This window comes from Daejeonella sp. H1SJ63, assembly GCF_029360775.1.
Classification (GTDB): Bacteria; Bacteroidota; Bacteroidia; order Sphingobacteriales; family Sphingobacteriaceae; genus Daejeonella.
In genome coordinates this window covers 600,026-613,712 of record NZ_JARKMZ010000028.1, presented here as the reverse complement: position 1 = coordinate 613,712, position 13,687 = coordinate 600,026, and the positions used below count along the sequence as shown (strand labels likewise).

At 37.6% G+C, this 13,687-nt stretch carries 13 protein-coding genes; 3 read left to right on the top strand and 10 right to left on the bottom strand.

Translation table 11 applies throughout. The annotated features are described in order from the left end of the window. Window positions 1-4 precede the first annotated feature (4 nt). The 3 genes from P2W72_RS10360 to P2W72_RS10350 all read right to left on the bottom strand — a co-directional run bounded on the left by P2W72_RS10360 (window position 5) and on the right by P2W72_RS10350 (window position 3,145). A complete protein-coding gene (locus tag P2W72_RS10360) occupies window positions 5-1,099 on the bottom strand; it encodes an efflux RND transporter periplasmic adaptor subunit (protein ID WP_276361861.1) in 1,095 nt (364 codons plus the stop codon). Window positions 1,100-1,179: 80 nt separating this feature from the next. After that, window positions 1,180-2,517, bottom strand: coding sequence for a TolC family protein (locus P2W72_RS10355; RefSeq protein WP_276361857.1), 1,338 nt, complete (start codon window positions 2,515-2,517; stop codon window positions 1,180-1,182). A 4-nt stretch (window positions 2,518-2,521) separates the two neighbouring features. After that, window positions 2,522-3,145: a TetR/AcrR family transcriptional regulator gene (locus P2W72_RS10350; protein WP_276361855.1), complete on the bottom strand. Its 624-nt coding sequence runs from the start codon at window positions 3,143-3,145 to the stop codon at window positions 2,522-2,524. Window positions 3,146-3,323: 178 nt separating this feature from the next. Between P2W72_RS10350 and purB the strand changes: the two genes are divergently transcribed. Both purB and P2W72_RS10340 read left to right on the top strand, forming a co-directional pair. Continuing rightward, the gene (purB, locus tag P2W72_RS10345; protein WP_276361853.1) at window positions 3,324-4,688 is read left to right on the top strand and encodes an adenylosuccinate lyase; all 1,365 of its coding nucleotides are present in this window, start codon (window positions 3,324-3,326) and stop codon (window positions 4,686-4,688) included. 59 nt (window positions 4,689-4,747) lie between these two features. Then, entirely contained in the window at window positions 4,748-5,311 is a 564-nt protein-coding gene (locus P2W72_RS10340; protein ID WP_276361850.1) for a NifU family protein, read from the top strand. A gap of 68 nt (window positions 5,312-5,379) precedes the next feature. On the opposite strand, the gene P2W72_RS10335 is transcribed toward P2W72_RS10340, so the two are convergent. The 7 genes from P2W72_RS10335 to P2W72_RS10305 form a co-directional block, all read right to left on the bottom strand. Continuing rightward, the gene (locus P2W72_RS10335; protein ID WP_276361847.1) at window positions 5,380-5,850 is read right to left on the bottom strand and encodes a heme-binding domain-containing protein; all 471 of its coding nucleotides are present in this window, start codon (window positions 5,848-5,850) and stop codon (window positions 5,380-5,382) included. 35 nt (window positions 5,851-5,885) lie between these two features. Further along, entirely contained in the window at window positions 5,886-6,677 is a 792-nt protein-coding gene (locus P2W72_RS10330; protein WP_276361844.1) for an inositol monophosphatase family protein, read from the bottom strand. Window positions 6,678-6,680: 3 nt separating this feature from the next. Then, complete coding sequence (locus P2W72_RS10325; protein WP_276361841.1) at window positions 6,681-7,841, bottom strand: prolipoprotein diacylglyceryl transferase family protein; 1,161 nt, start codon at window positions 7,839-7,841, stop codon at window positions 6,681-6,683. Between the two features lie 96 nt (window positions 7,842-7,937). Next, window positions 7,938-9,257, bottom strand: coding sequence for a tRNA (N(6)-L-threonylcarbamoyladenosine(37)-C(2))-methylthiotransferase MtaB (mtaB, locus tag P2W72_RS10320; RefSeq protein ID WP_276361837.1), 1,320 nt, complete (start codon window positions 9,255-9,257; stop codon window positions 7,938-7,940). A gap of 74 nt (window positions 9,258-9,331) precedes the next feature. Next, a complete protein-coding gene (locus P2W72_RS10315) occupies window positions 9,332-9,910 on the bottom strand; it encodes a UbiX family flavin prenyltransferase (RefSeq protein ID WP_276362205.1) in 579 nt (192 codons plus the stop codon). 179 nt (window positions 9,911-10,089) lie between these two features. Then, window positions 10,090-11,385, bottom strand: coding sequence for a DEAD/DEAH box helicase (locus P2W72_RS10310; protein WP_346429771.1), 1,296 nt, complete (start codon window positions 11,383-11,385; stop codon window positions 10,090-10,092). A gap of 151 nt (window positions 11,386-11,536) precedes the next feature. Further along, window positions 11,537-12,778, bottom strand: coding sequence for a DUF2130 domain-containing protein (locus tag P2W72_RS10305; RefSeq protein ID WP_276361834.1), 1,242 nt, complete (start codon window positions 12,776-12,778; stop codon window positions 11,537-11,539). 221 nt (window positions 12,779-12,999) lie between these two features. Between P2W72_RS10305 and P2W72_RS10300 the strand changes: the two genes are divergently transcribed. Further along, window positions 13,000-13,686, top strand: a complete 687-nt coding sequence (locus P2W72_RS10300) for a class I SAM-dependent methyltransferase (protein WP_276361831.1) — start codon at window positions 13,000-13,002, stop codon at window positions 13,684-13,686. Window position 13,687: the final 1 nt, after the last annotated feature.

Here is a 13,687-nt window from a genome sequence, read left to right as displayed (position 1 = left end):
CTGATTAATTTGATTTCACGGTATCACCCGGACTTAATCCCTGCATTCCTGAAACAATAACCTGATCTCCGGTCTTTAATCCTGAAAGGATCTCGGCACGACCTTCCGAAACCTTGCCGGTTTTGATGTCCACACGCCTGGCTTTACCATTCTCAACAATAAAAACATAATCCCCATTTTCAGCTTTCTGGATAGAATTTACAGGAATAACAAGAGCTTTTGGATTTTGATAATCTGCAATTTTCAGAACAGTCAGCATATTCGGCCGGTAATTGCGGTCAGAAGGGAGCTTAATTTCCACGTTAAAACTTCTTGAAATCGGATCAATAGTTTTTGAGGCAAAGGTGATCTTAGTAGCGACTGTATCCGGTACATCAGGTAAAATAACCTGAACATTATCACCCTGATTTACTCTGGCTGAATAAGATTCTGCAATCTGTGCTTTCGCTTTAAGCTTACTTGTGTTAATTACTCTGATACCTGAGAATCCGGGTGATACAGCCTGCCCTAATTTAAGATCCATTGCATCAATTGTTCCGCTAATCGGAGCTTTGATTTTATACATTGAGATCTGTGAGCGTACTGTTGCTATACGGCGTTCTGCTGCCTCTTTCTGAGTCTTTGCACTCAGATACTGAACCTCAGTTCCAATTTTCTGGTCCCAAAGATTTTTCTGCCGTTCAAAAAGTGTGGAAGCAAGGTCAAGCTGATTCTGGAGTTCAGCAATATTCTGACGCAATACCTGATCATCGATCTGAGCCAAGATCTGACCCTTGGTAACACTCTGACCAATACTTACAAATACTGCAGTAATCACTCCCGGTGCTTCCGGAGTTACCTGTACATTCTCTTCAGCATCCACTTTACCCTGTACTTCAAGGTAATTCTGAAATGGAGTTTCAGTAAGCTCAAGAATACTTACATCTTTAGCATCAGAAGCGGCAGCTACTACTCCTACTTCAGCTTCGAGTTTTTCTATTTTAGCATTAAGCTCGGCACGCTCCTTCTTCAATGCTTCCAGTTCTGATTTTTTATCAGTGGGTTCCCCTCCGCAGGAGGCAAGAAAAATAGCTGTGGAGATAAATAATACTTTTTTCATTTTATGTTTCGTTTAGTTTTTACGAATCGCGCCATTAAAATTATCCGATGTGCGCCAATGTATCTGATTTGTTTTCTCTGTTAATAAATGATTTTTCCCAATGCTTTATCAAGATTTACTTTATTGATGAGTAATTCATATAATGCATTTATATAATTGTTCTGTGATTCTTTAAGCGAAGTTTCAGCTGTAGTAACCTCAATGCTGGAGCCCACTCCCTGCTCGTACTTAACCTTTGTTACCCTTAATACTTCCTGAGCAAGGGTCATATTCCGTTTTTGATTTTCCAGCGATTTAAATCCATTGCGATAAACGGTTTTTGCCTGCTCAACCTCCAGATTGATCCCATTTCTCAGATTAACTAAATTATTTTCAGTCTTCTGGATCTCAAGTTTGGCATTTCTTACCTGATAATTTCTGATTCCTCCTGAAATAATCGGAACAGAAACCCTGAAACCAATTACTGTCATTGGAAAACTGCGGTCAAATAACTCATTAAACGTATTCGACTGTAAACTTCTGGTGGTACTTCCAAAGGCACCAATTGAGGGTAAATACTGGCTTTTGTATCGTTTAAGATCCAGCTCATTTAATTTTTTCTGAGTTTCAAGCAATGAATATTCAATTCTGCTTTTGTATGCAGCGGTATCGTTCAATGCAACAGACTCTTCAACATTAAGGTTTGAAATAGAATCCTTTAAAGTAAGTGTACTATTAATATTCATGCCCATCTGAAACTTAAGTAAATGCAGGTTCAGATCAAGCAAACGAATGACATTCCCGCGCTCTGTTTCCAGGTTATTATTCAAAACCGTTAATCTGTCAAGATCAATTTTCTCAACAAAACCATTTTTGAACAAGGCTTCAGTATCTTTTAATGATTTCTTTAAACGCTCAATATTTGCATCGAGTAAATTGAGCTGTTCATTACTCACAAGTACAGAATAATAGGCCTTGGTTACGGCAACAGCAGTTTCAATACGACTACGCTGAAGACTTTTAGTAGAAAGCTCCTTATATGTCTTAGAAGCCTGTAAACCAACAAGATAAGTTCCATCAAATAAAAGCTGACTGAGTTCTACTCCTGCAGATGACTGATATTTAACACCAAAACGAACAGGGATCATTTCTCCGGGCTTGTCAAAAAACTCACCTGGCAATAAATTGGTAGGTACCTTTATAAAATCCTGAAAATTAATATTTGCATTTACCTGCGGCAAACCAATTCCCGTGGTTTTCTTTACTGTGTTTCTGGCAATTTCCTCATCAATTTTTGCATTAAGTATTGAACTCTGATGAGTTTGTGCATAATCTATAGCTTCCTGCAAAGTAAAAGCTGCCACGGTATCAGTCAATTGCGCTTTCGCTGAAAATCCTGCAATCAGACAAAAAACTAAGGTTAGATATTTGTATCTCATTTTTCTATTCTTCTTCTGTAATTTCCTTGTATTTATTAATCAATTTATGCCCTTTCAGGGTGCAGATACCGTATAAAAAATGTTCGGTAATTTCTGCCATTACCTGTGCAATCCCGTATTTCCCATGAGTATATGAAGAATTACTGTTAAAAATCAGGTCAATTTGTTCTAATCTCATTTGTGTCAAAATATCAGGCTTAATGTCTTCTCTGTAATACCCCTCCTTTATCCCTCTGATCAGATTATTCTGAATAGAGGTATAAAGAGCTTTCTCTCTGAAATCTCTGAAAAACAACCATGCCTGGGGATGATATTTTTGAAGATCGTAAAACAATGTTGGGTTAATATTAGACAGAAGCTCCTTCATATTTGTTACAGAATAAAAAACTTCATGAACAGCATTGGGTGATGCCTCAATATTATCTTTAATCAGGCACTTTTGAGAATCTAGCTTAGTTTGTATGACAATGTTAACAATCTCATTTTTATCAATAAAATGGCTGTAAATTGTTTTCTTCGACATTCCAAGATGTTTGGCAATATCGTCCATTGTAACACTCTTAAAGCCATACTGGCAAAAAAGCTTATCTGACTCTGAAATTATGTACTCTTTTATATGTAAACTCACGAAATTTAATTTCCGGCTAAAACTATGGAAACATTTTTTAATACCAAAGTTTCCGGTTATTATTTTTACCATGGTCAATTGTTTGACATAATTCCGACAAAACTTATCAGGGGTGACAAAGAGCCGGGATAAGGAGCTGATATAATTCAAAAATTGTAGATTTGCAAAAAATTAGTTTATGAATCTAACTCCATTATCCGCCATATCTCCTATTGATGGGCGTTATCATAATTCTACGAAGGAATTATCTGCATATTTTTCTGAAGCAGCACTGATCAGGTACAGAGTTTATGTAGAAATAGAATACTTCATTTCATTGTGTGAACTGCCATTACCTCAATTGGCGGGTTTTGAAACAGAAAAATTTGCGGCATTAAGATCAGTTTATCAAAATTTTAGTGAAGCCGATGCTGAAGCGATTAAGCATATTGAAAAAACTACAAATCACGATGTAAAAGCGGTTGAATACTTCATTAAAGATAAATTCTCTGAATTAGGTCTGGATCAGTATAAGGAGTTTATTCATTTTGGATTAACATCGCAGGACATTAATAATACCGCAATTCCGTATTCTTTTAAATTAGCCCTTGAAGAGTCATATATTCCGGCAATTAATGAATTACTGGAAAATCTTAAAATAAGAGTTAGTGAATGGGCAACCATTCCAATGCTTGCCCATACTCATGGACAGCCTGCTTCACCAACAGTACTGGGAAAAGAGATACAGGTATTTGTTGAACGTATTGAAGCGCAGCTTCAGCAACTAAAGGCAATTCCATACTCAGCTAAATTTGGTGGAGCAACAGGAAACTTCAATGCACATTACGTTGCGTATCCTCAAATAACCTGGACTACATTCGCTAATAAATTTGTGAATGAGCGGTTGAAATTAAACCGTTCTCAATACACTACCCAGATTGAGCACTACGATAATTTTGCTGCCCACTGCGATGCTATTAAACGCGTTAATACTATCCTGATTGATCTTGACAGAGATTTCTGGACTTATATTTCCATGAATTATTTCAAGCAAAAGATTAAAGCCGGTGAAGTTGGATCTTCAGCAATGCCCCATAAGGTTAATCCAATAGATTTTGAAAACTCAGAAGGTAACTTAGGTTTGGCCAATGCCATTTTTGAACATTTGTCGGCCAAACTACCTGTTTCAAGATTACAAAGAGACTTAACGGATTCAACTGTATTAAGAAATATCGGCGTACCCGTAGCTCATACATTAATAGCCATTAAATCTACTATAAAAGGGTTGAATAAGCTGTTACTTAATGAAGATGCTATCAGTAATGATCTGGAAGCTAATTGGGCTGTTGTTGCCGAAGCCATACAGACCATTCTGAGACGTGAGGGTTATCCTAATCCATATGAAGCGCTTAAGGATCTGACCAGAACAAATCAGCAAATAAATAAGGACACAATTGCAGAATTTGTTGACAGACTGGAAATATCAGAATCAGTAAAACAAGAGTTAAAGGCTATTTCACCTTCAAATTATACAGGAATTAAGGCGGTCATTCATGTGTCATAACTTGAATTGGTAAGATTACCCGTTTAAAATTTACTAATTTTGTATCTAAATTTTTCACCATGAGTATTGCAACATCAACCACAAACGTATATACAGAGATTACACCTAATCCGGCTACCCGTAAGTTTTTAGTTAACAAACTATTAACCAACAATAGTATCGACTTCCCAACAAAGGAAAGTGCAGAGAAATCTCATTTTGCAAGAGAACTTTTCAAGTTCAATTTTGTTACTGGTGTATTTTTTGCGAGTAACTTCGTCACCGTCACAAAATCAGAAACTGCTAACTGGGAGGATATAGAACCAATTTTAAAGGAATTTGTAAAGGGTGCGGTTGAATCAGAGCTAAAAATCCTTGAAAAAGAAGAAGCTACTGCTAATTTTGAAGGAACTGAAACTGAAATTAAAATTCAGCAGATCCTGCATGATTATGTACGCCCGGCTGTTGAACAGGATGGTGGCGCCATCTCCTACAAATCATACAATGAAGGAATTGTAACCGTCGAATTACGTGGTTCATGCAGCGGATGTCCTTCTTCAACAATTACCTTAAAATCAGGTATTGAAAATCTTTTAAAAAGAATGGTACCGGAAGTTACTGAAGTAGTTTCAGAAGCTTTATAAATAGAATTTTCATCGTTAACAAAAAAGGATCCCATATAGGATCCTTTTTTGTTTTATTCCTGTATCTGTTATTCCTTAATATTAGGCTGAATTTGAGCCCTTAGCCCTTTGGCCCAATCAGTGATCGTTTTTTGCTGATCAGCAGATAATTTGGCATTACCATGAATAATAGTGTATGATTTAAGCGGCATCTCACCTTTCTCAATCATTTCTATAAGTTCTTCCAATTTATGATCAGCCTTTTTGGGCTTATAGGTAGCAAATTCTGAAAAATTAAGTTCTGACTTCCCTTCGTTTACGTGATTTGCCAACCACCATGCCACAGGTTGAATGTTTGAATACCATGGATAAACGGTATTATTACTGTGGCAATCATAACATGATGTACTGATCATTTGCCGGAGACTATCAGGAGCTGCATAATGAACAAAAATATCATTTGGAGTTTCAGCTGATGACTGATTAAGTGCAGGTCTGAAAAACTGAATAATTACCAATACGGCAATGAGAAGAAGCAAAATTTTCCTTTTTAAAGTCATAATCTTAAAGTTTATATGATAAATCTATGAATTTATTATTTAAATTTTTCAGTAATAACTTTCAGAATATCTTCAGAAATAAATCCATTGGTCGCAATAATCTCTCTTCTTGAAATACATTCATTACCACCTCTGAAATCAAATACCTGCCCACCTGCCTCTCTCACAAGTATTATTCCGGCCGCAATATCATAAGAATTCAGATTATATTCAAAATACCCGTCAAATCTACCTGAGGCAACATAGGCAAGGTCAATAGCAGCAGAACCAATTCTTCTGATTCCATGGCATCTTTGCATAAATGCTTTAAGCACTTCAAGATATGAATCAAGCTTTGAAAATTCATAAAAAGGATAACCTGTTGCCAGCAATGAATTATCAATGCCCGGGGTTTTCGAAACAGAAATTCGTTTATCATTAAGATAAGCACCTCCATTCTTCCAGGCCGAAAAGCACTCATCCCTGTTTATCTCATATACAACACCCAATATAAGTTCATTATTATACTCAAGGGCAATACTTACTGAAAAGGTTGGAATGCCATGAATAAAATTGGTCGTACCATCCAATGGGTCAATTATCCAGTTATATTTTTCCCCGATAGTATTGCTTGTCTTCTCTTCGGTTACAAATCCGGCTTCGGGAAGTAATAAAGAAAGTCCTTTAACAAGATTCAGTTCAGCTGTTTTATCAACGTAAGAAACCATATCATGAAGTCCCTTATATTCAATACTCTTTGTATCAAAAACAAGAGCCTCCCCACGGATAAATCCCCCTACTTCTTTTGTAAGTAAAATTACTTCAGTGGTTAATTTCGAAAGATCCATAGATCAGGCTGTTTGATAGTTTTTTTCATTTTTCAGCGACCAGATTACTCCGATCACTCCTAAAAGTACCAGTATTGTTGAGATTAACTCGGCCTGTGTAAAACCAATTCCGAATGCATGATATTTAGAATTTACCCTAATGGTTTCGATCAGAAAGCGCTCAGCTCCGTTAAAGATGAGATAGATAGACCACATTAATCCGGGAGCTTTTATCTGATGTCTAAGCATCCATAAAATAGCAAAAATGATCAGACCCATGATTACTTCATACAAAGGAGTCGGGAACACAGGCATTGGCAATTCATTACAAAATGTACCAACACAGCCGGGAATTGGAACACCTTCATTCACCACATTATGGGGATATTTAAATGCCCAAAGCCAGTCGGGTGCCCAGCTTAACCAGGACGGCTTGGGAGTCATATTTACGATTCCCCAGTCACCATCTCCTGATAAGTGACATCCAATCCTGCCAACAGCATAGGCCAGCATCATACCCGGACCTGCAATATCCAGCATATGAATCCATTTGATCCCATATTTATTTGCATGATAGAGTACTGCAGCTCCCCCCATGATCAAACCGCCATAAAAAGTTAAGCCACTGAATGACAACAATCCACCAATCGGATCCTTCACAAAATCATCCCAGTACTCTAAATTGTGAAACAGTTTTGCTCCTAAAAACCCCCAGATTGCTGCCCACATCAACAAAGTACCCATCGTCTGGTATGGATGTATGGTTTCTTTAACAAGTTTAGGATGACTTAATTTTTGTTTATTCTTTTCAGTATAGGCCCAGTAAACAAATAACGCTGCAAAAATCAGTCCGCCTAAAAAGCTGCCCCTTGCTGATAAAATAAAAGCCTGCGGATTAGCTACAAAAGCAGTGTAATTAAGTAATCCATCCAGTATTTTATAGCCTACCAGAAATCCGAAAACTCCATTAAATGCAAGTTCCTGAACAGATGCAGGTTCTCCAATCTTTACTTCTCTGATGAATGGCTTAACCAGTCCCAGAGCTTCCTTTCTCTTAAACTCCTGCGATAATGCCCAATATCCGGCTGCAAATGCAATAGCCACAAAAAAACCAAATGTTTGTATTGGTAAAGGAATACTTATGCCTGTTAAATATTCAATAAGGTGGGTAATGGTTGGAAACATTTTCTAAATATACGATCTTGTTAGTATTTACAATGTTAAGAAAAGCTGAAAAAATATTAGCCTAAAGCTAAATTCAGGGGAATAAGCCGCTAAAGATCAGTGTGTCAGAACTTCCGGAGTTTCAGAAATCTCCATATCACCATCAGAGGCAATATTTTCAAATTTCACATTCCTGATTTCGTTAATCATCAAAGGATCATAGGGCGCTTTAACTTTTACATAGTTTCTGCTGAAACCATGCATATACCCATTTTTATGATCACCCTCAAATAAAACTTCTGCAGTTTTACCGGTCTGGGTATCATAAAATGCACGCCTTTTTTTCTCTGACAGAATATGCAGCATTTTGCTGCGTTCTGCTCTCACAGCTCCGGGAACAACCCCTTTCATTTCGGCTGCAGATGTATTTTCCCTTTCAGAATAAGTGAAAACATGAAGGTATGAAACCTCCAGCCCGTTAAGGAAATTATAAGTTTCAAGAAAATCCTCATTGCTTTCGCCCGGAAATCCAACAATAACATCTACTCCGATACAGCAATCCGGCATTAATTTTTTGATCTCCGATATCCTGTCGGCATATAGTTCTCTTTTATAACGACGACGCATCAGGCCTAAAATTTTATTACAGCCTGATTGAAGAGGAATATGAAAATGAGGAACAAATCTTTCTGAACCGGCTACAAATTCAATGATCTCGTTAGAAAGCAAATTAGGCTCTATGGAAGAAATTCTGATTCTGTCAATACCATCTACTTTATCCAGTTCTTTTACCAGATCAAAGAACTTATTCTCCCGCTGTCCGTTTCTGATCCCAAAATCGCCAAGGTTGACACCGGTAAGTACTATTTCCTTAACTCCCGAAGCCGCGATCTCATTTGCCTGTTTAATTACATGTTCAATCGTATCGCTCCTGCTGGCTCCTCTGGCCAGGGGAATTGTACAAAACGAGCAGGTATAATCGCAACCATCCTGAACCTTAAGAAAGGTACGGGTACGCTCCCCGAATGAATAAGAAGAAATAAAGTCTTTGGCTTCTGAGATGTCCTGATTATAAACCTGAGTCTTCTCATTCTTGGTCAGATCAGTAATATATTCTGTGATCCTGAATTTTTCGGCTGCACCCAATACCACATCAACACCGGGAATTTCAGAAATCTCTTTAGGTTTAAGCTGTGCATAACATCCTACAATAGCTATATATGCATTTGGTGAATGTTTAAGAGCTTCTTTAACAACCTTGCGACATTTTTTATCAGCATGGTCTGTTACTGAACAGGTATTTATGAGATAAACATCGGCTTTATCTGTAAATGATACTGTTTCAAACCCTGCTTCGCTGAACTGCCGGCCGATAGCCGAAGTTTCAGAAAAGTTGAGTTTGCAGCCCAGGGTATAAAATGCAACCTTTTTATTCATAATAATTCACAAAGATAAGAAATGTGCCCGAACAGCATATCATATCCGGATCTACTCTTAAGTATTCTATCTTTTTACCCCTTATTTTGCCCCCAGCGATAAGAATCATTCTTAAATCCTGCCAGATCAATTACTCTGCTGACAACTGTATCAGCAACTTCTTCTACAGTTTGCGGCAGACTGTAAAAAGACGGTGTAGCCGGACAAATAATGCCACCTGCTTCTGTAACCGTCTTCATATTATTAATGTGAATAAGATTATATGGGGTTTCTCTAACCACCAGAATCAGTTTGCGGCGCTCTTTTAAAACCACATCAGCTGCTCTGGTAATTAAATCATCAGAAGTACCCGATGCTATCCGGCCTAAAGTGCCCATAGAACACGGACAAATGATCAATGTATCAAAACCGGCAGATCCTGATGCGAAAGGTGCTGTAAAATCTCTTTTATCGAAAAATCTGAAATCATATCCTTCAAACGATCTATTTCCAAGTTCATGGACCCAGACATCTTTTGCATTGTCAGACATCATAATTCCAAGTTCAGCAATCTGATCCTGCTCCCGCAACTGCTGAAGTTTGTCAAATAAAACCTTGGCATAAACTGATCCGCTTGCCCCTGTAACTGCTACTGCAATTTTTCTCATATTGATTTTATTGTGCCGTCAATAATTAAACAGCAAGGTGTTTGCTTATTAGAAGCTTCAGCAAAGTTAACTTAGTTATATTCTGATTTTTGTCAAACATCCCTCATTTTCTATAATAAAAAGGCCAGATAAAGATATCGGGCCTGAAGAGACGTAAATAAGTTTACTCTTATAATTAGTTGGCCTTACCTGTTTTTAAATTTCATTTTTGCCTTTTCTTTGGAGCTGTAATTATAATCTTTAGCATTGCTCTTCTTTTTAGGATGAAAGGCTGCACCTATATCAGAAGCAGTAGAAACTGATTGTTCAGCATGTTTTTTAACCTTTTTAAGTTTGTCCTTCTCTATCACAAGATTCCCGGGCAGCTCTGCCATAGCTATAGGCTTACCAATAGCCTGTTCTATCTTTTTTACCTGCGACAGTTCAATATCAGTTGCAAAATTCAATCCCATCCTATCAGTATCATGTTCAAGATTGCTCTTCAGAATTCTGCCTACAAAAGTTTCCACATTTGCAGGTATTTCCATATGAATTACAATTGGAATTGATTTCAGATCAATTGATTCTTTAAGATCATCGGCAACGAGCAATATTCTGGTATCAGAAGCTTTAAATTCTTCAATGAGATCAAAACCCGGATGATCAAAAAACAAAGGCTTATAAATGGCAATATCTTTATCCAGATATTTAAACAGACTCTTGAATACTTTTTCTGCAGTAAGTCTGGTATTTACAAATACAATCACTTTGTCGAATACCTCTTCATCTTCAAGCAACAGATTCAGGAGATTAACCTTTGTCTTAAAATCAGGGACATTGTATAAAATCTGATCAACTGTTTCAAGTTTTTGTTCACCAAGATCGCCAATCTCAATAATTGCCGGTTCATTCAGGAACTGATCAGTTAACAATTTTAATTTACTATGGTAAACTTCCGTAAAAACCAGACGCTGACTCTTAACAATACTTCTGGCAAGTTCTGCTACCGGAAGCTGCATTCCCCTTTTGACAATTTCTGCGGCATCATCAACAATGAACATGATGATTTTGTTCAGATTAAGGCCTAATTTCAAATATATAGCTCTGGCCCTGTCGGGTGTTGCCACCACGATGTCTGCTCCGTCGGCAAGTGCATCCATTTGCGATTCCATGCCCCCTTCAGGATACAGACCCACAATACGAATAGTCTGATTTTTGTTTAAAAGCTGGTATTGCTCTATAATTGCAAGAACCCGTTCTTTATCAGGTGCAAGCACCAATGCTCTCGGAGCCTCCTCAAAGCCATATTTCAGCCTCATTAATGTACCAAGCACATAGGTGGTCGTCTTTCCTGAGCCTTCTGGGGCAACTGCAATCAGATCCTGCCCGCCAAGAATGCGCGACATTGTCTTAAGCTGTATATCCTTAGGACCCAGAAAGCCTGCATCGGTCATGGACCTTACCAAAGGCTTACTCAGCTTCAACTTCTCTAACAACACCATCTAAACAGATTTTTATTTTTGAAATGCAAAAGTAAGGAATAGTATTGAGACCACTGATATAGGATAATTAAGACTCAGCCGGACCAGATTAAGCAACCAATTGTAAGAAATGAAAACTCCGATATGTTTAATGAACGGTAAAAAATAGTTTTTACTCCAACAACAGGGTATCATCCTCATCATCAGACAAACTCAGTGAAATACTGTCCGCACCGGCAATGCCTTCAATAGAACCCCTGATACTTGAAGCATTGAGCAATACCTTATCCAGTTGCTTTTCGCGCATCTTCCACATTTTTTCCATGGCATCACGTTCTTTATGTATTGATAGCCTCATGCTCATATACCCTTCACGAATTGCTTTCCATTGCTCTGAAAACTCTGTTCCTGTCAGATAGTCATACAGCATATGCATCTTATCACCTCTGTTTTCCTGCGATTTTGAAGCATTATAAAGTTTGAGAATACCATCTCGCAGAACATAAGCTACCGCCTTTACCTCCTCAAACGAGCATATCCACACCCCATCACGTTCTCCAAAGCAATCCATTCCTTTCGGATAAGCCTGAGTTACAATTACAGCAACATCAACCCCTTCCTTACGCATATCCTTCTTAAGTTTATCTATCCAGTCGTTTGCAAAATCTTTAGTCCGTTTACTTTCATAAATGATCTTGCCGCAAGCTTGTCCAAATCTGTTCCTGACAACCTGAATACAATCTGCACCACGTACTCCTTTTCCAACCTCACCAATTTCATCAAAAGGGAAAGTAGTCTTTAATAATTCTTCCAATATCAATTCCTGAACTTCCCCCTGCAATTGCATAGAGCCTTGCTGCGCTTTACGACGCATTTCTTCGACTAATTTCTTCTGATCTTCCAATTGCTTTTCAAACTCTTTTATACGCAACTGATGTTCAGTTTCTTTGAGCAGGTTCTTTTCGGTTTCCTGCTTTTTTATTTGTTCAATAATCAGATTCCGTTCATTCTGCATCTTCCTCTGGATTTCAAGCTCAATTTCTTCTGCCTTAGTTTTAAGCTCCTGCTCTTTCTTTAGAAATTCAAGCTCTTTTTGTCCGGCAAGCTTTAATTTTTCCTGATTTTCTTTATTGGCATTTTCAAGGAAACTTAATTTATTTTCGAAATCCACAACAATAGCCTTCCTGACCCCCTCTTCGATCTTCAGCTTTTCCTGAGCAAAGTGCTGTTCATATTTAACTGCAAGCTCCTTCTGCTGTAACTTAAAATCATCCTCTTTTTTCTGATACTCTTCATCTTTCTTCTTTTGCCAGGCAATCATTTTATCGCGCAGCTCCTGCTCGTATTCTTTACCGATTACCTCCTCTAATGGAAAGGAGTAACCACATGAGGGACATTTTACTTCTGTAGACATACAATTAAAATTAATAATACTGCAAATCAATATCAGATTAACGACTTAAACATACTAATATTTTTAGTGCAATTTCATTAAACCGTCAATCAATACTCCAAAATGAGATAATATTCATCAATATCGTTTCCCATCACGTATTTTTGATAAAAATACAACTAAGCGGCATTTCTGATCATCTTAGTTAAATCTATTTTCATCAATGACAAGAGTATAAATGCATGGACGTTTTCGGGAAGGTTTTAAAAGATTATTTTAAAGGCAAACAAAAAAGTAAATTATGGTTGCATAACAGTTATGGTAAGCCAGAAGATATGCCGGTTGATGTTTTCTTCAGGTCAGAAACTGATCTCAGCGAATTAGAAAAAATTGCACTAAATCTCTGTTCCGGAACAACTCTGGATATTGGGGCTGGTGTTGGAAGCCATGCACTGTTTCTGCAAAAAAAAGGCATTGAGGTTACCGCAATTGAGCATTCAGCTCAAGCCTGTGAAATTATGAGAGCAAGGGGAGTAAAAAATGTGATCAACATGAACGTAATGCAATATAATGAATCACAATACGATACACTTTTAATGATGATGAATGGCATTGGCTTGTGCGAAGATATTCAGGGATTACATAAATACCTGGATCATCTTAAAAATTTACTGGCACCGGGCGGACAGGTACTTTTCGATTCTTCAGACATTGCCTACCTCTATCATCCTGATGATTTTCTGTTAAAAAAATACTATGGCGAAATATCATATCAGTATGAATATCAAAACATTAAAGGAAGCTGGTTTAAGTGGTTATACATAGACTTCCCCAAACTATCAAGACTGGCTGAAGAACACGGCTGGACAAGTGAAATGATTTACGAAGACGATACAGATCAGTATCTTGCAAGTTTAAGACTGGCTTAAT

Excerpts from the sequence above, each read along its gene's own strand:
- P2W72_RS10360 (WP_276361861.1), bottom strand. The coding sequence starts at position 1,099 with ATGAAAAAAGTATTATTTATCTCCACAGCTATTTTTCTTGCCTCCTGC.
- P2W72_RS10355 (WP_276361857.1), bottom strand. The coding sequence starts at position 2,517 with ATGAGATACAAATATCTAACCTTAGTTTTTTGTCTGATTGCAGGATTT.
- purB (WP_276361853.1), top strand. The coding sequence starts at position 3,324 with ATGAATCTAACTCCATTATCCGCCATATCTCCTATTGATGGGCGTTAT.
- P2W72_RS10340 (WP_276361850.1), top strand. The coding sequence starts at position 4,748 with ATGAGTATTGCAACATCAACCACAAACGTATATACAGAGATTACACCT.
- P2W72_RS10335 (WP_276361847.1), bottom strand. The coding sequence starts at position 5,850 with ATGACTTTAAAAAGGAAAATTTTGCTTCTTCTCATTGCCGTATTGGTA.
- P2W72_RS10330 (WP_276361844.1), bottom strand. The coding sequence starts at position 6,677 with ATGGATCTTTCGAAATTAACCACTGAAGTAATTTTACTTACAAAAGAA.
- P2W72_RS10325 (WP_276361841.1), bottom strand. The coding sequence starts at position 7,841 with ATGTTTCCAACCATTACCCACCTTATTGAATATTTAACAGGCATAAGT.
- mtaB (WP_276361837.1), bottom strand. The coding sequence starts at position 9,257 with ATGAATAAAAAGGTTGCATTTTATACCCTGGGCTGCAAACTCAACTTT.
- P2W72_RS10310 (WP_346429771.1), bottom strand. The coding sequence starts at position 11,385 with ATGGTGTTGTTAGAGAAGTTGAAGCTGAGTAAGCCTTTGGTAAGGTCC.
- P2W72_RS10305 (WP_276361834.1), bottom strand. The coding sequence starts at position 12,778 with ATGTCTACAGAAGTAAAATGTCCCTCATGTGGTTACTCCTTTCCATTA.
- P2W72_RS10300 (WP_276361831.1), top strand. The coding sequence starts at position 13,000 with ATGGACGTTTTCGGGAAGGTTTTAAAAGATTATTTTAAAGGCAAACAA.